This window comes from Candidatus Palauibacter polyketidifaciens (assembly GCF_947581785.1).
Taxonomy (GTDB): domain Bacteria; phylum Gemmatimonadota; class Gemmatimonadetes; order Palauibacterales; family Palauibacteraceae; genus Palauibacter; species Palauibacter polyketidifaciens.
Genome location: NZ_CANPVO010000038.1, coordinates 151,216 through 170,678, shown reverse-complemented (window position 1 = coordinate 170,678; position 19,463 = coordinate 151,216). Strand labels below are relative to the sequence as shown.

The 19,463-nt window shown below is 70.9% G+C and carries 16 protein-coding genes; all 16 read left to right on the top strand.

What is annotated here, in order from left to right:
* The first annotated feature begins 50 nt into the window (after nt 1-50).
* The 16 genes from RN729_RS10375 to menD are packed head-to-tail and all read left to right on the top strand — an operon-like array spanning nt 51 to nt 19,454.
* Nucleotides 51-776 (top strand): tetratricopeptide repeat protein, encoded by a 726-nt coding sequence (locus RN729_RS10375; protein WP_310784502.1) that lies wholly within the window; start codon nt 51-53, stop codon nt 774-776.
* Nucleotides 777-780: 4 nt separating this feature from the next.
* Nucleotides 781-1,248, top strand: coding sequence for a type II 3-dehydroquinate dehydratase (gene aroQ / locus RN729_RS10370; RefSeq protein WP_310784500.1), 468 nt, complete (start codon nt 781-783; stop codon nt 1,246-1,248).
* Entirely contained in the window at nt 1,245-2,330 is a 1,086-nt protein-coding gene (locus RN729_RS10365) for a Xaa-Pro peptidase family protein (RefSeq protein ID WP_310784498.1), read from the top strand. The genes aroQ and RN729_RS10365 overlap by 4 nt, the downstream gene beginning before the upstream one ends.
* 20 nt (nt 2,331-2,350) lie before the next feature.
* A complete protein-coding gene (gene efp / locus RN729_RS10360; protein WP_310784497.1) occupies nt 2,351-2,914 on the top strand; it encodes an elongation factor P in 564 nt (187 codons plus the stop codon).
* A 2-nt stretch (nt 2,915-2,916) separates the two neighbouring features.
* On the top strand, nt 2,917-3,405 hold the full coding sequence (gene accB, locus RN729_RS10355) for an acetyl-CoA carboxylase biotin carboxyl carrier protein (protein ID WP_310784495.1): 489 nt from the start codon (nt 2,917-2,919) through the stop codon (nt 3,403-3,405).
* 16 nt (nt 3,406-3,421) lie between these two features.
* On the top strand, nt 3,422-4,765 hold the full coding sequence (gene accC, locus RN729_RS10350) for an acetyl-CoA carboxylase biotin carboxylase subunit (protein WP_310784493.1): 1,344 nt from the start codon (nt 3,422-3,424) through the stop codon (nt 4,763-4,765).
* A gap of 13 nt (nt 4,766-4,778) precedes the next feature.
* Entirely contained in the window at nt 4,779-5,531 is a 753-nt protein-coding gene (locus RN729_RS10345; RefSeq protein WP_310784491.1) for a 2-phosphosulfolactate phosphatase, read from the top strand.
* A complete protein-coding gene (locus RN729_RS10340) occupies nt 5,531-7,819 on the top strand; it encodes a DNA translocase FtsK 4TM domain-containing protein (protein ID WP_310784490.1) in 2,289 nt (762 codons plus the stop codon). The genes RN729_RS10345 and RN729_RS10340 overlap by 1 nt, the downstream gene beginning before the upstream one ends.
* Complete coding sequence (locus RN729_RS10335; RefSeq protein WP_310784488.1) at nt 7,816-8,814, top strand: outer-membrane lipoprotein carrier protein LolA; 999 nt, start codon at nt 7,816-7,818, stop codon at nt 8,812-8,814. The genes RN729_RS10340 and RN729_RS10335 overlap by 4 nt, the downstream gene beginning before the upstream one ends.
* Nucleotides 8,805-10,256 (top strand): 30S ribosomal protein S12 methylthiotransferase RimO, encoded by a 1,452-nt coding sequence (rimO, locus tag RN729_RS10330; RefSeq protein ID WP_310784485.1) that lies wholly within the window; start codon nt 8,805-8,807, stop codon nt 10,254-10,256. The genes RN729_RS10335 and rimO overlap by 10 nt, the downstream gene beginning before the upstream one ends.
* Entirely contained in the window at nt 10,253-11,578 is a 1,326-nt protein-coding gene (hemL, locus tag RN729_RS10325) for a glutamate-1-semialdehyde 2,1-aminomutase (protein ID WP_310784484.1), read from the top strand. Before rimO ends, hemL begins: the two co-directional genes overlap by 4 nt.
* Nucleotides 11,575-13,242: an apolipoprotein N-acyltransferase gene (gene lnt / locus RN729_RS10320; protein ID WP_310784482.1), complete on the top strand. Its 1,668-nt coding sequence runs from the start codon at nt 11,575-11,577 to the stop codon at nt 13,240-13,242. The genes hemL and lnt overlap by 4 nt, the downstream gene beginning before the upstream one ends.
* A complete protein-coding gene (locus RN729_RS10315) occupies nt 13,239-15,320 on the top strand; it encodes a TonB-dependent receptor (protein ID WP_310784480.1) in 2,082 nt (693 codons plus the stop codon). Before lnt ends, RN729_RS10315 begins: the two co-directional genes overlap by 4 nt.
* The gene (locus RN729_RS10310) at nt 15,320-16,264 is read left to right on the top strand and encodes a histone deacetylase (protein WP_310784479.1); all 945 of its coding nucleotides are present in this window, start codon (nt 15,320-15,322) and stop codon (nt 16,262-16,264) included. Before RN729_RS10315 ends, RN729_RS10310 begins: the two co-directional genes overlap by 1 nt.
* Nucleotides 16,261-17,694 carry an isochorismate synthase gene (locus RN729_RS10305; protein WP_310784478.1) on the top strand — a complete coding sequence of 478 codons (1,434 nt, stop codon included), beginning with the start codon at nt 16,261-16,263 and terminating at the stop codon, nt 17,692-17,694. The genes RN729_RS10310 and RN729_RS10305 overlap by 4 nt, the downstream gene beginning before the upstream one ends.
* Entirely contained in the window at nt 17,691-19,454 is a 1,764-nt protein-coding gene (menD, locus tag RN729_RS10300) for a 2-succinyl-5-enolpyruvyl-6-hydroxy-3-cyclohexene-1-carboxylic-acid synthase (RefSeq protein ID WP_310784476.1), read from the top strand. Before RN729_RS10305 ends, menD begins: the two co-directional genes overlap by 4 nt.
* Nucleotides 19,455-19,463 lie beyond the last annotated feature (9 nt).

Genomic DNA, 19,463 nt, shown 5'->3' with positions numbered 1-19,463 from the left:
GGGACTGGGTCGGAAGGCCCGAACCTGCCGCTTTTCTCCCTGCGAAGCCTGTGGCCGCCGACGACCAGACCGTGGAGATCGAACAGCTCCTGCGCCGCGGAGAATCGGAGCCGCGGACCCACACGTTCGCGCGCCTCGCCGATCTCTACCGGCAAGCGGGGGAGCGCGAACGCGCCCTGGCCGTGATCCGGGATGGCTTGAGGGAACACCCCTACTATCTGGACGCGCGCCTGCTCCACGCCCGCGTGCTGCTCGAACTCGGTGACGAGGAGGCCGCGCGGATCGAATTCGAGCACATCCTGACGCTCGATCCCGCGAACCCGCTCGCCTGCATCGCGCTGGGCGTCGAGCGCGTCGAGACGAAGGCGGACGGTTCCGGCGGCTCCTCGACGGACGACTGGCTGGAGGTGCTCGAGGAAACGTGGCGGGGCGCTGAAGCCGCTGGGCGGGCCGCGCCGATGGGCGATGCGGCGGGCGCCGCACCCGTTCCGACGAAGAGCATCGAAACCTCGACGCTCGCCGGACTGTACGCGAGCCAGGGTCTCTTCGACCGCGCCATTGTCGTGTACGAGCAGATGCTCTCCCGCAACCCGGACGACGCCGAACTCATCGCTGCGATCGCCGAGATGCGCCGCCGCGCGGGGGAGGCAGGGGAGCCTCGGGAGGTTCCGCCCGCGCCCGAGGCGACGGAGGCAGCGGATCCGGCCGTCCCGGAGTCGATCGGCGAGCAGCTACGCCGAATCCTCGACGGCGAAGCTCCCGCGGGATCGGACTGAGCGGGTGCGCGAATCCATCCGCATCGGCGTGTTGAACGGACCGAACCTCAATCTCCTGGGGCGCCGCGAGCCCCACCACTACGGAACGCGGACACTGGCCGAGATCGAGTCGCTCCTGCGCGAGCGCGCGGACGCGGGCGGCGCCTCGCTCATCTTCCTCCAGTCCAATGACGAAGGCGAGATCGTTGACTGGGTGCAGGCGAACACCGGCGCGGTGGATGCGTGGCTCGTCAACGCCGCCGCCCTGACCCACACGAGCGTGGCGCTCCGCGACGCCCTCGCCGGCTCCGGTCGTCCCTTCGTCGAGGTCCACCTGTCCAATGTGTTCGCTCGCGAGCCGTTCCGGCACACGTCGCTCCTCTCCGACCTCGCGATCGGCGTCATCACGGGATTCCGGGTCTCCAGCTACCTGTTCGGTCTCGAGGCGCTCATCCAGCATCTCCGCGGGAGCGCCGAGGCGGAAGCGGAGTGACGCCGCCGGGAGCCCGGCGCCTTCGGCTCGAAGCGACGACGAGGGCCGCCGATCGCCGGTCGGTCCTCGTGACCGCCCGATCCAGCGTACGTTACCTCAGCGGCTTCACGGGCTCCGCCGGGGCTCTGTGGATCCCCCTCGAGAGTCCGCCGGTGCTCGTCACGGACTTTCGCTACGAGGAGCAGGTCGACATCGAGGTGGCGGACTCGATCCGCACCCACATCAGCCGCGAGGGGTGGATCCGCGGCGTCGCCGAAGTCGCGGCGGACGCCGCGGGCCCCATCGCGTTCGAGGCCGAGGGGCTCACGGTCGCCGACTACGAGTCTCTCCGCGGCATGCTCCCCGATATCGCCTTCGTTCCGCTGCGAAATCTCATCCGGACGTTGCGGCAGGTGAAGACCGCCGACGAAGTCGATGCCATCGAACGGGCGATTGCGGTGGCGGAGAGCGCGTTCAACCGGTTGCTGTCGACCATGGAATGGTCCGCCTCACCGAGCGAACGCGAGATCGCGACCGCGCTCGAGATGGAACTCCGCCGCGGAGGCTCGGGTCCGCTGCCGTTCGACCCCATCGTCGCGGCGGGCGAACGCTCCGCGCTTCCCCACGCGACGCCCACGGACCGACGCGTCGAGCCCGGGGATCTCCTCCTCATCGACTTCGGCGCCCGCGTGGACGGCTACTGCAGCGATCTCACGCGCACCTTCGTGAGGGGGACACCCGAACCCTGGCAGGCGACCCTTCACGAGCAGGTGCTCGAAGCTCAGAGGAGGGCGCTCGAGGTGATCGGCGACGGGGTCGCGTGCCGCAAGGTGGACGAGGTCGTACGGGGGACGTTCGCGCGCCACGACATGGACGGCTTCTTCGGTCACAGCACGGGACACGGGATCGGACTCGACGTGCACGAGGGCCCAAGCCTCTCGTCCCGCTCCGACGATGTTCTCGAGCGGGGAAACGTGGTGACAGTGGAACCGGGCTTGTATCTTCCCGGACGCGGCGGCGTGCGCATCGAGGACGATGTGCGGATCGGGGAGGCCGGTGCCCGCACGCTGACCCGCCTTCCACGCGCCCTCGTCCGGCTCTAGCAGGATACCTGGCAGATACCATGGCAGATACTTCGGATTTTCGTCGAGGGATGGTGATCGAACTCAACGGCACCCTCTACTCGATCACGTACTTCCAGCACGTCAAGCCGGGAAAGGGCGGCGCCTTCGTCCGCACGAAACTCAAGGACGTGATGGAGGGAGGAGTGATCGACAAGACCTTCCGCGCCGGCGAGAAGGTCCGGGAGGTGCGTCTGGAACGGCGACCCGTGCAGTACACGTACACGGACGGCCACCTGTACTACTTCATGAACATGGAGACCTTCGAACAGATTCCGATGTCGGGAGACCAGATCGGAGAGGACCAGCTCCAGTATCTGGAGGAGAACATGGAGTGTCAGAGCCTCAACCGTGACGGCGTCGTGCTCGCGGTCGAACTGCCGCAATTCGTCGAGCTGGAGATCGTCGAGACGGACCCCGGAGTGCGGGGGGACACGGCCCAGGGCGGAACGAAGCCGGCCCGGCTGGCGGCCGGCGCCGTGATCCAGGTGCCGCTCTTCCTCGAAACCGGCGACGTGGTGCGCGTCGACAGGACGGAAAACAAGTACATCACGCGGGTGACCTGACCATGGACCTGGATTGGCTGAAGGGACTCATCGAGTTGGTCGAGGACTCGGGCGTGGACGGCCTCGACGTCGAGCTTGTGGGTTCGGAGACGGGCGACCCGACCCGAGTCAGGATCAGAAAGTCCCCGCGCGTGGCGGCGGCCGTGCCCGCAGCGGCCGTGCCGGCGGCGGCGGTCGGCAGCGGGGAGGTCGCGCCGACGCCGGCGGCCGCGCCCGACTCCCTGCCGGCCGAGGCGGCGCCCGCGTCCGGGCTGTTCGAGGTGCTGTCTCCCATGGTCGGCACCTTCTACCGGGCGCCGGCAGCCGACGCCGACCCCTTCGTATCCGTGGGGGACCGGGTAGAGGCCGGCCAGACCCTCTGCATCCTCGAAGCGATGAAGCTCATGAACGAGCTGCAATCGGACGTCGCGGGCGTCGTGCGGGAGATCGCGGTCGAGAACGCCGAGCCGGTGGAGTACGGCGCGCTGCTCTTCCGCATCGAGCCCGACTGAAGCCGCGGCCGGGCCCATGTTCCGCAAGATCCTGATCGCCAACCGCGGCGAGATCGCGCTCCGCATCCTGCGCGCGTGCCGTGAACTCGATATCCGGACGGTCGCCGTGTATTCGGAGGCCGACCACGACTCGCTCCATGTCCGCTTTTCCGACGAGGACATCTGTATCGGTCCGCCGGTGGGGCGCGAGAGCTATCTGAACGTCCCGCAGATCCTCGCCGCGGCCGAGATCACGGGCGCCGACGCCATCCACCCCGGCTACGGCTTCCTGGCGGAGAACGCCGAGTTCGCGGAGATCTGCGGGCGGAGCGGTCTCGTGTTCATCGGGCCCACGCCGGAACAGATCCGCCGCATGGGGGACAAGGCGGAGGCGCGAAAGACGATGATCGCCGCGGGCGTTCCCGTCGTCCCGGGCTCGCCGGAGCCTCTCGACGATGAGAACGAGGCTCTGGAGGAAGCCCGCCGCATCGGGTTCCCCGTCATGATCAAGGCGGCCGCCGGCGGCGGGGGGAAGGGCATGCGCGCCGCATTCGAGGAAGCGGAGTTCCAGAACCTCTTCGCCATGGCGCGAAACGAGGCCGAGGCCAACTTCGGCGACCCGACCGTGTATCTCGAGAAACTCATCGAGCGGCCCCGTCACGTGGAGATCCAGGTCGTCGGCGACCGTCACGGGCGCGTGATGCACCTCGGGGAACGCGACTGTTCGAGCCAGCGGCGGCACCAGAAGCTCGTCGAGGAAGCGCCGAGTCCGGCCGTCACGCCGGAGCTCCGCGAGGCGATGGGAGAGGCGGCGATCCTGGGGGCGAAAGCCATCGGATACCAAAGCACCGGGACGGTGGAGTTTCTGCTCGCGCCGGACGACCAGTTCTATTTCATGGAGATGAACACGCGGATCCAGGTCGAGCACCCCGTAACCGAACTCGTGACGTCGGTCGACCTCATCAAGGAACAGATCCGGATCGCGGCGGGGGAAAAGCTGGCCATCCCTCAGCCCATCGAGTTCCAGGGGCACGCGATCGAGTGCCGAATCAACGCGGAGGATCCCGAGCAGGGCTTCCGTCCGTCGCCCGGCACCGTCACGGCGTTTCACGCGCCGGGGGGGCCCGGCGTACGCGTGGACACGCACATCTACGGCGGCTACGTCGTTCCGCCGTTCTACGACTCGCTGCTCGCCAAGCTCATTGTTTGGGGCCGGACGCGCGAAGAGGCCCGGATCCGCGCCTACCATGCGCTCGAGGAGTTCATCCTCGAAGGCGTTCACACGACGGTTCCCTTCCTCCGCAAGGTGCTCGCCCACCCCGATTTCATCTCGGGGAGCATCGACACGGGGTTCGTCGAGCGGTTCCTGACCCGCTCGTGAGCGGCGATCGCCCGTGAGCGCGATCGATGTGCTGTGGCTTCCCGAAGAACTCGAGATCGGCCCCCCGCGCGGACGAGTGACGATCGTCGTCGATGTGATCCGGGCGACGACGAGCATCGCAACCGCCTTTGCGGCCGGAGCGGCGCGCGTGATTCCCGTGCGGACCGTCGAGGAGGCTCGCGCGGAAGCGGCCCGGGATGGAGGGGCGCTCCTGTGCGGGGAACGCCGTGGCCTCCCGCCGCGCGGCTTCGATCTCGGGAACGCGCCCGGCGAGTTCGAACGCGGATCGGTGGCCGGCCGTACGCTGGTGTTCACGACGACGAACGGGACGGCGGCGATCGAAGCGGCGCGCGCCGCCGGCGTCGGCTCGCTCCGGTTGGGCTGCTTCCGGAACGCCGGCGCCGTGTCGCGCCGGGTTGCGGCGGACGCGAACGCGGCCGGGCGCGACGTCGCGATCGTGTGCGCCGGGCGGCGAGGGCGCGTGAGCATGGACGACGCGTGGTGCGCGGGCCATCTTGTAGAGCGGCTGGTCCGGACAGTGACGGAGGCCGAACTGACCGATGGCGCACGGGCCGCGCAGGCCCTCTCCGCCCGCCTGGGACCGCCGACAGCGACCGGTCTCGCCGGTACCGCGGCCGGCCGGCTGCTGCACGCGATTGGCCGGAGCGCGGATCTTGCGGTTTGCGCGGGGCTGGATGATCTCGAGGTCGTGCCGATCTGGCGGGACGGTGCCCTCGTTGGCAGTCGGGGCGGGGAGGATGCGTGATGGTGGATGAACGGCAACGGCGCGAGGTGCTCGGCGTCGCGCTGATCTTGCTCGGCCTCCTGGTGGCCTTCGCGCTGCTGTCTCCCCTGGTCGCCGGGAGGGCCAACTGGATCGGGCCGGCCGGGGAACTGCTTCACGACAACCTCGAGAGGGCCGTCGGAGTCCTTTCGCCGCTCGTCGCGGTCCCGGCGTTCATGTGGGGCCTGCATTTCCTCGGATGGGGCGATCCGACCCGGGCCCTCCGCTGGTCCGTCCTCTCGGTCGTTCTGCTTGCGGTCCTCCCGTCGCTCTACCGGCTCATCGCGGGGCCGGGACCCGGGAGCGCGGGCGATATCGGCTGGCTGGGCGCGACCGCCGGGGACGGCCTCGCGCAGGTGTTCGGCCGCGTCGGCGGGGTGCTCCTCGCCGCGGGCGTCCTCGTGCTCACGCTCTTCGTCACCATGCGGTGGTCGCTGACGAGCGCCGTGACGGCGGGAGGGCGCTCGCTCCGCCGCGGCGTCGCGGCCGCCGGCGGCGCGGTCCTCGGGCTCGGCCGCTCCTTCGCCGGCCGCGCGCGGCCTTCTCGTTCTCCCCGGCCGCCCGCAAAGCCCGATCCGCCGAACGAAGCGAAGGTGAAGGCGGCGACCGGACGCGGCCGCGCCGCGAAGAAACGGAAGCCTGCGAAACCGGCGAGCGCGCCGCCCGAGCCGGATCCGGCACCGGAGGATGAGACGCCTCCCGTCCCGGAACTGAAGGAAGCCGGCGATCCGGGCTCCTCGGAGGTCCCGCCGATACAGCTGTTCGATGAGCCGACGGGGCGGGGCAGCGGCCTCGGCGTGCGCGATCTCGACCGCCTCGGCGAGATCCTCATCGAGAAGCTCGCGACCTTCCGCGTGGCCGGTGAGATCGGCGGCTGGACTACGGGCCCCGTCGTGACGCAGTTCGAGGTCGTCCCGGCGCCGGGCGTGAAGGTGGGACAGATCTCCGCTCGCGCTGATGACATCGCGCTCGCCCTCAAGGCGCCGTCCGTCCGGATCGTGGCGCCGATCCCCGGCAAGGGCGCCGTCGGCGTCGAGGTGCCGAACCCCGCGTCGGAGATCGTGCTCGTGCGCGAGATCCTCGAGAGCCCGTCCTATCGCAGGGGACGCCATGCTCTCCCGCTCGCGCTCGGCCGCGACCTCTCCGGCAAGCCGACGTGCGCGGATCTGACACGGATGCCGCACCTTCTCATCGCGGGCCAGACCGGGTCGGGGAAGTCGGTGTGCATCAACGCCCTCATCACGAGTCTCGTGTGCCGGTACACGCCCGCCGAACTCCGGCTCCTGATGGTGGATCCGAAGATGGTGGAGCTGTCCGTCTACGGAGACCTCCCGCACCTCCGCCACCCCGTCATCACGGACAACGAAGAGGCGGCGTCCGTCCTGAAGTGGTCCGTCTACGAGATGAAGCGCCGTTTCGGACTGCTCTCGGCGAACGGATGCCGGAATGTCGCGGAGTTCAACGGCCGGATCGCGGGCGGGCGCGAGGTGTTCCTCCCGAAGCGCGGCGTCATGGATGACCCGGCGCTCTACGACGAGGGGCCGCTCCCCTACATCGTCCTCATCATCGACGAACTGGCGGACTTGATGATGACGGTGCAGTCCGAGGTCGAGACGCCGCTCGCGATGCTGGCCCAGAAGGCCCGGGCGGTCGGGATCCACCTCGTGCTCGCGACGCAGCGCCCCTCGGTCAACGTCCTCACCGGCCTCATCAAGGCGAACATCCCGAGCCGAATCGCGTTCCGCGTCGCGTCGAAGATCGACAGCCGCACGATCCTCGACCAGAACGGAGCGGAGAGCCTGCTCGGGAACGGGGACATGCTCTTCCTGCCGCCGGGCGAATCCGATCCTGTCCGCATCCAGGGCGCCTACATCTCCTCCAAGGAGACGGAACGCCTCCTCGACTGGTACCGGGAGCAGGCGAAGGCGCGTGCGGAGGCCGAGAGAGCCGAGGAGGAGGCCGCTTCGGAGCGCGACATCCTCGACCTGCTGAAGGAACTGGAGGAGGAAGAGGGTGGATCGGGGGTCTCGGACGAGGGTGCGGAGGACCGGGACCCGTTGTTCCGGCAGGCCGCCGAGATCGTGATCTCGCACGCGGCGGGTTCGACAAGCCTGCTTCAGCGCCGGCTCAAGATCGGGTACGGACGGGCGGCGCGCATCATCGACCAGCTGCACGCGGCGGGGATCGTGGGACCCGCGGAGGGATCGAAGCCGCGGGAGGTGCTCGCGACGCTGGGCGATCTGGACGCCGGGAACGTCGACGAACCATGAGACCCTTCCGTTCGCCGCCGTCCGGTTCGCGGGGCGCCGGCTTCCTCGCGGCCGGATTCCTCGCGAGTGCGTTCACGCTGGCGTGCTCCGATGCGGATTCCGCGGAGGTCGCGGAGGCACGTGCACGGATCGAGGCGGAGTTCGGCCCGCGCGACGCGCCGGCGCGACCTGCGGCCACGGGGGATGCCGCGACCGGGCAGAGCGAGCCCCGGGTCGAGGAGCCGGAAGAGGCCGACGGCGCGGCGCCGAGTGAAGACGCACCCGTTCCGGCCCCGGAGCTTCCCGACCCGGAGCTTCCCGACCCGGAGGGCACGGGGCCGGTGGATGTGGCTGACGGGCCCGCGCCGGCGGACGACGACCCCGGACCGGTGGACGACGAGGCTGGCCAGGTGGGCGTCGACTCGCTCCTCGCCCTTGCGAATTCGGCCTACGCTTCGCTCGACCGGCTCAAGGCGGCCTTCGCCCAGCGTATCGAGAACCCGCTTCTCGGCCGCACCCGCGAGGGCCGCGGAACCTGGTACCAGGCGGGACGGAACCGGTTCCGGATGGACTTCGACGAACCGGCCGGCGACATCTACGTGGCGGACGGATCCTGTCTCTGGCTCTACGAACCCTCGCTCCACGATCAGGTCATGGTCTCATCCCTGGAGGAGGGCGTGGAAATCGGCACCGTCGACATCCTCGGACGTCTGCTCTCGCAGGCGCGGACGACCTACGACGCGGTCGATGAAGGTACCGGGGAGATCGATGGAGTGGAGACGCGAATCGTGTCGCTCACGCCGCGGGAACTCCCGGCGAGATACGTGGAGGTCCGCCTGTGGATCGGTGTGTCCGATCGCTACGTGCGCCGCTTTCGCATTCGCGAGGAGAACCAGACCCTCCGCACGGTGACGCTGAGCCCCCTCGAACCGCAGGCCCGGATCGACCCCGGCGTCTTCGAGTACGCGCCCCCGGAGGGGGTGCCCGTCTTTCCCGACGACGTGCGATGCGACTAGGGCTCATCAGCCTCGGCTGCGACAAGAACACCGTCGACTCCGAGCGCATGCTTGCCGAACTCGTCGGCCACGGAGCCGAGCGCACCGGTGTGGAGGAAGCGGAGGTCATCCTCGTCAACACGTGCGGGTTCATCGACGCCGCGAAGGAAGAGTCGATCGAGACGATCCTCGAGGCGGAGCGGCTGAAGCGCGAAGGGGCGTGCCGCAGCGTCGTGGCGGTCGGGTGCATGGTGGAGCGGTATCGGGAGGAAATGGAGGCGTCGCTGCCTGAGGTCGACCTCCTGCTTGGGCTGCGAGACCTCGACCGCCTCGTGCCGGAGTTGCGCGAGCGCGGACTCCTTCAAGGACCGGCGCCGGCCGGGGGCGCGCACCCGGGGGAACGGATCCCTGTCGCGGCGCGCCATGTCCGCTACCTGAAGGTGAGCGAAGGGTGCAGCCACGCGTGCGCCTTCTGCGCGATCCCCCTCTGGCGGGGGAAGCACCGCTCCTTCGAACTGGAGCGTATCGTCACCGAGGCGCAGCGCCTCGAGGCGCAGGGGGCCGTGGAGGTGAACCTGGTGGCCCAGGACCTTGCGCACTGGGGGCGGGAGCAACGGGACGGGACGGACATCGCGACGCTCGTGGAGGCGCTGCTGCGCGAGACATCGATCCCCTGGTTCCGTCTCCTGTACATCTACTCCGCGGGCCTGCGCGAACCGCTCGTCGAATTGATGGCGTCCGAGACGCGGCTCCTCTCGTACATCGACATGCCGATCCAGCACGCGAGCGACACCGTGCTCCATCGCATGCGCCGGCCGGAGCGGGCCGCGACGCTGCGATCGAAGGTCGCCCGGCTGCGGGAGGCGATCCCCGAACTCACGCTGAGGACGACGGTGCTCGTCGGGTTCCCGGGCGAGACGGACGCGGAGTTCCGCGAACTCGTGGATTTTCTCGATGAGGTGCCGTTCGACCGGCTCGGTGCCTTCGCGTTCTCGCCGCAGGAAGGGACGCGCGCGGCCGACATGGAGGAGAGCTTCGTTCCGGCGGAGGTGGCACGGGACCGTCTCGAGGAGGTGCTCGAGGTCCAGCGCGCCGTGAGCCGCGAGCGGCTTGCGGCGGAGGTCGGCCGCGAACGCGTCGCCGTCGTGGACGCGCCCGCGGCCCCGGACGAGCCGACGCTCGAACTCCTCTATGACGACCCTCCGGGCGCGGCGCATCTCGGCCGCATCGAGAGCCAGGCGGACGACGTGGACGGCGTGACCGTGCTCGTGGGCGGAAACGGCCTCGCCCCCGGTTCGCTGGTGCGGGTCGAGATCCAGCGGGCCGCCGACTTCGACCTCGCGGGGCGCGTCCGTGAAGTCGTGCGCCGGGCGTCCGAGCGGGGAAGGGCCGCGCCGTCTGCGGCCGCGCAGCCGGGGCGGGGGCTTCCCGTCCTGGGACTCGACAGCGCCTGGGGCCGGTGAGCCGCGGGCCTCGCCGGCCGGCCGTCGCCTCCGACTGGATTCGGCGGGCGCGCAGCGTCATGCCGGGCGGCGTGAGTTCGCCCGTGCGGGCGTTCCGCGCCGTCGGGATGGAGCCGCTGTTCGCCGTCCGCGGCGAGGGCGCGAGGATCTTCGACGAGGCGGGGCGCGGCTATCTCGACTACGTCCTCTCATGGGGTCCGCTCATCCTCGGCCACGCCGCGCCGCCGGTCGTGGAGGCCGTGGCGCGCGCGGCCCGCGACGGCATGAGCTTCGGGGCCTGCCAGGCACGCGAGGTCGAACTCGCGGAACGCGTCGCCGCCCGGGTACCCGGCGTGGAGATGGTGCGCTTCGTGAACAGCGGGACCGAGGCCACGATGTCCGCCGTGCGGCTCGCCCGCGCCGCGACCGGCCGTGAGCTGATCCTGAAGTTCGAGGGTTGCTATCACGGCCACGCGGACGCTTTTCTCGTCGTGGCCGGATCGGGCGTCGCCACGCTGTCGCTCCCCGATTCGCCGGGCGTGCCGGCGGCGACCTCCGGCCTGACGCTGACGGCGCCCTACAACGACCTCGGGGCGGTGGCGGCGATGTTCGCGGAACACGGCTCGCGGCTCGCGGCCGTCATCGTCGAGCCGGTCGCGGGCAACGCGGGCCTCATCCCGCCGCGCGAGGGTTTTCTGGAGGGTCTCCGCGAGAGCTGCGACCGCGCCGGAACGCTCCTCATCTTCGATGAAGTCATGACCGGGTTCCGGGTCGCGCGGGGTGGCGCACAGGAGCGCTACGGGGTCGCCGCGGACCTCGTCACGCTCGGAAAGGTCCTCGGCGCGGGGTTGCCGGTCGCGGCCTACGCGGGTCCCCGCGAGCTGATGCGGCGGATGGCTCCGGAAGGGGACGTGTACCAGGCCGGGACGCTGTCGGGGAACCCGCTCGGCATGGCCGCGGGGATCGCCCAACTCGACGAACTCGAGCGGACGGACCCTTTCGACGGTCTGGAGCGGCGCGCCGCGACGCTCGTGGACGGCATCCTGGCGGCGGCGAGCGCCCGGGGCATCCCTGCCTGCGGGACCGCGCTCGGCTCGATGTGGGGCGTCTTCTTCGCCGAGGGTCCGATATTCGACTTCGATGGCGCGCGGCGCGCGGACACGGACTTCTTCGCCCGCTACTACCGGGCGTGCTTCGAGCGGGGCGTCTTCTTCGCCCCCTCCGCCTTCGAGGCGGGTTTCCTCTCCACTGCGCATACCGACGCGGACGTGGCGGCAACGCTCACGGTCGTGGGCGAGGCGCTGGACGTGGCACTGGACGCGGCGCCGGAGGGCACGGGTTGAACTGGCGCGCGCGGATCGTCCCCGAGCGGGCCGGTCCCCTCCTCCTCGGCGGGGTGTTGATGGGGCTCGCCCACCCGCCCTTCCACCTTCTCGTGACGTCCTTCGTCGCGCTCGTCCCCTTCATCGTCTGGCTCGAGGGACTCCCGGCGACGGCGGAGGGCCGCAAGCAGGCCCGCAAGGGGGGATTTCTCTTCGGGCTCGTCTACTACACGCTCGTCCTGTACTGGCTCCTCGTGGCGCTCATCTTCTACACGTGGTGGGCGTTCTTCGCCTTCCTCGCCCCGATCCTCATCCTCGCAACCTTCATGTCGTGGGTGGCGGGAGGGATCCACCTGGTACGGATGCGCTTCCGGTGGCCGCTCCAGGTCGTCTTCCCCGTCTTCTGGACCGCCGGGGAGGTGCTGCGGGCCCATCTGCTGGACGTCTCCTTTCCCTGGATGCAGTTCGGCGACACGCTCTCGGCCTATCCCATCCTCGTGGGCGCGGCCGACCTCGTGGGCTCGCGGGGGCTCTCCTTCTGGCTCGCGCTCGCGAACGCCCTCGTCGCGTCGGGGTTCCTGGCGTACCGGTCCGGGGGGCGGCGTGCGCTGCGGCGGCCGGCGGCCGGACTCCTGCTCGTGCTCGCCCTCCCGATCGCCTATTCGGTCGTGCGCTGGCAGACGCTGGACGTGCGTCCGGTGGCCCGGGTGGGGGTCGTGCAGCCCAACGTCCCGCAGCACCTGCGCAACACGGATCGCGCCGCGTCGGCCGACAGCGCCTTCCGGTCGGCCGCGACGCTGATCTCCGAATGGCCGGGCCGGGAACGCATGGACCTCGTGCTCTTCCCGGAGACGATGCTCGGGGCCGGCATCTTGGATTCGCTCCCCTCCTATCCCTATTCCGGGTGGCAGCAGGCGCGCGTCTGGGCGGAGGGGATGGCCGAGGCACTCGACGCCGAGGTGGCGGTCGGGGGGCGCGGGGCGGACGATCTCGGGGATGGGGAGTACGAGCCGTTCAACTCCGCCTTCCATCTCCGCCCCGGAGAGGGCGTCGTCAACCGCTATGACAAGCGCTTTCTCGTGCCCTTCGTGGAGCGGGTGCCGTTCATGCCTCCCGAGTGGTTCCAGGCCATCCCCTATGCGGGTGGCAACTTCGGGATCGGCGAGTGGCAGGCCCCGATCGAGATCGCCACGGAGGATGGGAGCGCAGCGTACGGGACGATGATCTGCTACGAGTCCATCTTCTCGCCGCTGGCGCGGCACTACCGGCGCAACGGCGCGGACTTCCTCGTCAACATCACGAACGACTCGTGGTTCGGGCGCGACGCCTGGTGGAGCCGCTCGAGCGCGCTGTGGCAGCACCCGGCGCACCTCGTCATGCGTGCCATCGAGACGCGGATGGGAGCGGCGCGCTCCGGGAACACGGGGATCTCCAAGGTCGTGGATCCGCTGGGGAGAGTGTCGCACCGCACCGAACTCTTCGATCCGGCGTCCTTCGTGGCGGATGTGTCGACGACGGACGGGTTAACCGTGTACGTGCGCTTCGGCGACGTCGTGGGGACGCTGGCCGCCCTGGCAGCGCTTCTTGCTCTCTGCGCGTCTTTCCTGAAGGATCGCAACCCGCGCGGCCGGGCGCCGCGCGGTGATTCGGGAGAGACGGTGGAGCCGGCGAGCGGGAGCGCATGACTCGAAGGATGGACCGGAAGGTCGAACGACGCATCGCCCGGCGTGGCGCGTGGCCGCTTCTCGCCGCACTCGCGAGTCTCGCGGGGGTGGAGAGCGTGGCGGCGCAGGTGCCGGATACCGTGTCCCGGGATACGGTCTCCTTCCGGCTCCGCGAACTCCGAATCGAGGCGCTGCGACCCGTCGCCAGCGTCTCGGGCGCGAGCGCCGTGCGCCTCAGCCTTCAGTCCCCGCGCGTGGCCGCGGTCCCCCTGCTCGAGGAGGCGTTGCGGGAGATTCCGTTCCTGCAGGTGCGCGAGAACTCGCGCGGCGAGGCCCAGCCGACGCTGCGGGGGACCGAGGCGCGTCAACTCGCCGTGCTCGTCGACGGCGTGCCGCTGACCCTCGGCTGGGACGCGCGCACGGACCTTTCGCTCATTCCGGTCGACGCGGCGCGCGAGATCCAGCTCTTCCGGGGCATCTCCTCGGTTCTCCACGGTCCCAACGTGCTCGGCGGCGTGGTCTCGATCGAGATCGGACACGGGAGCGTGGACCCGGACCGGCGGCTCAACGGGATGCAGGGCGGCATGGACGCCACCGGCGCGGCGTTCGGTGGCGTGCGCCTCGGACGCACGTGGAGCTCGGGGGAGGGCGGCGTCTCCGTGCAGGCGGGCGGCGCCTATCGGACGCGCGACGGCGTGCCCCTTCCCGGCGGCGTCGTGCAGCCGGCCGCGACCGACCCGAACCGGCGTCTGAACAGCGATCTCGATCACGCGAGCGCCTTCTTCACGGGCCGGGCCGAATCCGAAGGGGGTGCGTGGGTCTCCACCTCCGCCTTCGGGTATCGCGCGGCGAGGGGGGTTCCGCCGGAACTCCACACGACGAATCCGCGCCGCTGGAGGATGCCCGAGACGAAACGGGTCGTGAGCACGGTCTCGGCGGGTACCGGGTGGGGTCGCACGCCCTTCGGCACGGGAGATTTCGAGGTCAGCATCGGAATCGACACCGGCGACGCGCAGATCGACGAGTTCGAGACGCTGGCCTATGAGGATATCGCGGGGCAGGAGTTCGCGGACGACCGCACTCTCACCTTCCGCGGCCTGTCCGACCATGAACTCGGCGACGGGGTCCTGCGGACGGCGCTTACGGTGGCCGAGACCCGCCACGTGGAGCGCATCGCGCCCGGCGGGGAGTCCACCTTTCGCCAGCGCCTGTTCAGTCTCGGCGGCGAGGTCGAGTTGCCGCTCGCGAGTGCGGGCGCGGGGTTCTGGTCCGGCGCCCGCGTCAGCCTGGGGGCGAGCTGGGACCGCGGCAGCACGCCGGAGACCGGCGGGCGCGAAGCGCGCGAGACGATCGACGACTGGGGCGCGCGCGTCGGAGGATCCGCGCAGATCGGACGGCGCGTTCGCTTCCACATGGGGGCGAGCCGCCGCGTCCGCTTCCCGTCGCTGCGGGAACTGTATTCGGGCGCGCTCGGTCGCTTCGAACCCAACCACGAACTCGCGCCGGAGGTCCTCCGCGCGGCAGAGGGGGGCGTCACCGGGACGGTGGAGGCGTTCGGGGCGGAGGTCGAGGCTCAGGCCGTGCTTTTCGTCCAGAGTTTTTCGAACGCGATCGTGCGTACGGGGCTCGGAGATGGGAGGTTCCGGCGAGAGAACCGGCGGCGCGTGGACGCGGCGGGGATCGAGCTTCTCGGCGACGCGCGGTGGGGCGGGGTCTCCGTCGGCGGCGACCTGACGTGGCAGCATGTGGAGGTCACGGACCGGCGGCTCGAGGGCCGCACGCTGCGTGCGGAGTACCAGCCCGGGATCGCCGTGGGAGCGCACATGGAGGGCCCACTCCCCGCGGGTCTCCGGGCGCGGGCCGCGGTGGAGGCGATCGGACGCCAGTACTGCGTCGATCCGGATCTCGACGCCGATGTCGCCCTCGATCCGACGGCCCGCGTCGACCTCGTCGTGAGTCGGGAGTTTGCGGTCGGCGGGCCCTTCCGGACGCTTCAGACCTCTCTGTCGCTGGACAACCTCGCGGACGCGACGGTCTTCGATCAGTGCGGACTGCCGCAGCCCGGCCGCCTGCTGCGGCTCCAGTTCCGGCTCTTCTAGTGCCGAGGCTCCGCGTCGCCTACAGCGCCGGGTACACGGTGCCGCTGCCCGCGGGCCACCGCTTCCCGATGGGGAAGTTTCTCGCGCTGCGGCAGATCCTCGAACGCGACGGGATCATCGGGCCGAAGGACATCGTCGAGCCGGAGGAGGCCCCGTGGGAGGACTTGGCGCTCGTGCACACGCCGGAGTACCTCTACAAGCTCCGGCACGGCGCCCTCAGCCGCGCGGAGGAGCGACGCCTCGGGCTCCCGTGGTCGCCCGCGCTCGTGCGCCGGTCGCGACTTGCCGTCCGGGGCACCGTCAATGCCGCGTGGATGGCGCTGGAAGATGGCGTGGCGGCGAATCTGGCCGGAGGGACGCACCATGCGTTCCCGGATCACGGAGAGGGATTCTGCGTCTTGAACGATGTGGGCGTCGCCGTCAGAGTGCTTCGCCGCGGCGGGTGGATTCGCCGCGCGCTCGTCGTGGATCTCGACGTCCATCAGGGGAACGGCACCGCCGCCGTGTTCGCCGATGACCCCGAGACCTTCACCTTCTCCATGCACGGGGCGGGGAACTACCCGTTCAGGCCCACTTCGTCGGATCTCGATGTGGCCCTGCCCGATGGCGCGGGAGACGAGGAATACGAGGAGGCGCTGCGACGATTCCTGCCCGAGGCCGTAACCCGGTCGCGTCCCGACCTCGTGTTCTACCTCGCGGGCGTGGATGTCGTCGCCGGCGACCGTTTCGGGCGTCTCGCGCTCACGCGCGCCGGTCTGGAGCGAAGGGATCGGTGGGTCATCGGCACGTTGCGCGGGGAGGGGCTCCCGCTAACGCTCCTCCTGTCGGGCGGGTATGCGGCCACGCCCCGACAGACGGCCGAACTGCACGCGATCGCGCACAGGACGGTGCGCGAGATCGAAGGGCGACGGCATGAGGGCGACGGCATGAGGGCGACGGCATGAAGGCGTCGCGGCCCTCCCGCGAGAAGCGGGCGGAGGAGGCGGTCGAGGCCGCGCGCGGGGCGGGGTATTTTGCCAGCGTGACGCTGCGTTTGCCGAGCATCGAGCCCGAGGCCGTGCTCGCCTCGCCGACGGTCGGCGTCCGCGGCTTCTGGCAGAGCGGCCCGCACTGGATCGCGCACGCGGGCTCCACCGCGGAGATCGACAGCCGGGAGGGCGTGCCGGGACCCCCGCCCGCAGATCTCATCGCCTGGACGCGGGAGCGCGCGGCGACACTGTTTTCTGAACCGTGGGTCCTCGACCTGGACGGGGAGGCGCGGCGGCCGCGCATGCACGGCGGCTTCGCCTTCGACCCCGCGCGCCGTGCGGATCGGGAGCCGGGTTTCTGGGAGGCGTTCCCGGGTGCGCGATTCGTGCTGCCGGCCTACGAGGTCGAGGCGGACGAACGTGGTGCGTGGCTGACGGTGACGCGCCGCTTCGCGGCCGGCACCTCCGGCGATCAGGCCATCGATCGGCTCCGCCGGCGCGCGACGCGCACGCGCGAGCAACTGGCCGGGCTCGAGCGCCGCGGGGCGACGCCGGGGCCCGTCCCGTCCGCGACCGCGATCGAGGAACTTGTGGATCGCCGGCAATGGCAGCGCGCCGTGAACGAGATCCTCGACGAGATCCGGTCCGGCCGCGTGCGAAAGGTTGTGCTCGCGCGCTCGATCGACATCACGCTCGGGAGACCGCCGGACTCCGCCGCGGTTCTCACCGCTCTGCGCACAGCGAACCCGCTCGCGCACCTCTACCTGATGCAGTTCGCGCGCGACCGCTTCCTCGTCGGCGCCGCCCCCGAACTGATCGGTTCGCTGCGCGGCCGGCGTTTTCGCACGATGGCGGTCGGGGGGTCGACGCCGCGCGGCTCGGATCCGGCATCGGATGCCTGGCTTGGGCGCCAGCTGCTCGATAGCCGCAAGAACCGGGAGGAACACCTCGTCGTTGTCGAGGACATCGTCGAACGGCTGCGCCACGGCGGCGTCCGGATCGGGGCGATCCCGGAGCCCGCCCTCCTGCGCCTGCCGCGGATCCAGCACCTGCGCACGGATCTGGAGGCGGAGACGCGACCCGGGACGCACATCCTGTCGCTTGTGGAGAAGCTCCATCCGACCGCGGCCGTGTGCGGCGATCCGCGCGCCAACGCCCTCGAAATGATCCGCGCGCGCGAGACGGAGAGTCGCGGCTGGTACGCGGGTCCCGTTGGCTGGTTCGACGAAGAAGGTGACGGGGAGTTCGCTCCGGCGTTGCGCGGCGGGGTCGCCAGGGGCCCGCTCTTTCGGCTCTACGCTGCCGCGGGCCTCGTGAGCAACTCCCGGGCTCGGGCGGAATGGGACGAGACCCGGGTGAAGCTGCAGACGATGCTCGCGGCGCTCGGTGTCGCGCGGATGCGGTGAGCCGGACGCCGGCCGCGCCCAATCGGAACGCACTGTGGGCGCGGGCGCTCGTCGACGGGCTCGGCCGCCGCGGAGTGTCGCACGCCTGCATCGGTTCCGGGTCCCGCTCGGCCCCCCTCGTGGAGGCGCTGGCTGCGGACGACCGGTTCACCCTTCACGCGCACGTGGATGAACGGAGCGCCGCCTTCTTCGCTCTGGGCGTGGGCGCGGCGAGCGGCCGGCCGGCTGTGGTCGTCACCACCTCCGGCACCGCTGCGGCCAACCTCTTCCCGGCAGTGGTGGAAGGGAGCCGGAGCGAGATCCCGTTCCTCGCGCTGACGGCGGACCGGCCCGCGGCGCTGAGGGGCACCGACGCGAACCAGACGATCGACCAGCGGGATCTCTTCGGCCGCTACGCCCGGCGATCCATTGACGTCGCGCTTCCGGAACCGACCGCCGCAGGGCTCGCCCGGCTCGGGACCGCGGTGGAGGCGGCGTGGCGCGCGGCGCTGGGGCCCCCTGCGGGGCCGGCGCATCTGAACGTTCAGTTCGCGAAGCCGCTCGAGCCGGTCCACGTCCCGGGCGATGTCCCCCCCGGTCTGGAGCCGCGTCTCCCCGGCTCCGCGACGCTCGGCGAGGCGCCCGGAGTTTCGCCGCCGGATGCCGGTGGCGAACTCGCCCCCCTGCTGCAAGGCGCTCGCCGACCGCTCCTCGTCTGCGGTCCCAACCAGCGGTCCGGGATCGGCCGCGCCGCCCTGGCGCTGGCGGCCCGGGTTCGCGCTCCGCTCATTGCCGATCCGCTCTCCGGCGCCCGTTTCGGCGCCGGCGCGGAGCGCTGGACGATGAGCGGCGCCGATCTCTCGCTCCGGGCCGATGACGTCGCCGCGGCGCTGCGCCCCGATCTGATCGTTCGCGTCGGACGCGCGCCGACCTCGGCGGTGGTCTGTCGCTACCTGGAGCGGCACGCGGACGTGCCCCAGTTCGTACTCGACGCGACGCACGGCTGGCGGGATCATCTCGCCACGGGCGCGAGACCGCTGACCGGCGATCCCGTCGCGACCCTCGAGCGTGCGGCCGCGGCCGACTCCGGGGAAGCGGAAGGGGCCTGGGTCGAGCGATGGCGGGCAGTGGACCGCGCGGCGCGCCTCGCGGTGGACCCGTCGCTGGCGGAGACGTGGTTCGAGGGCGCCGTCGCCTACACCATGGCGCGCAGTCTCCCGGAGGGGACGCCCTGGTTCATCGGCAACTCGATGCCCATTCGCGACGTGGACGCCTTCGCGCGTGCGACGGATCGACCGCTGCACGCCCTCGGTCTTCGAGGCGCGAGCGGGATCGATGGCAACGTGAGCGCGGCACTCGGTGCCGCGGCCGCCTCGGGACGGCCCGCAGCGGCCCTCATCGGCGATCTCACACTGCTCCACGATGTGGGGGCGCTGCTGGTGGATCGCCCGCCCGGCATCTCGCTCCACCTCGTGGTCATCCAGAACCGCGGCGGCGGCATCTTCCACATGCTGCCGATCCGCGAGCATGACCCGCCCTTCACCCCGTACGTCGTCATGCCCCAATCCGTGGATCTGGGCGCGGTTGCCGCCGCAGCCGGAATCCCGCACCGTCCCGTCTCGTCGGTCGCCGAATTGCGGGAGGCGGTGCAGGCACCGGGTCCGGAGTCGGAGGGCCGCGGCCTTCGCCTCACGGAGGCGCGCGTCGAGCGTGAACACAACTGGCAGCAGCGCACCGCCGCGATCGAAAGCGCGAAGGAGGCGGCGCGCCGCGAGATCTGAGGGAGACCC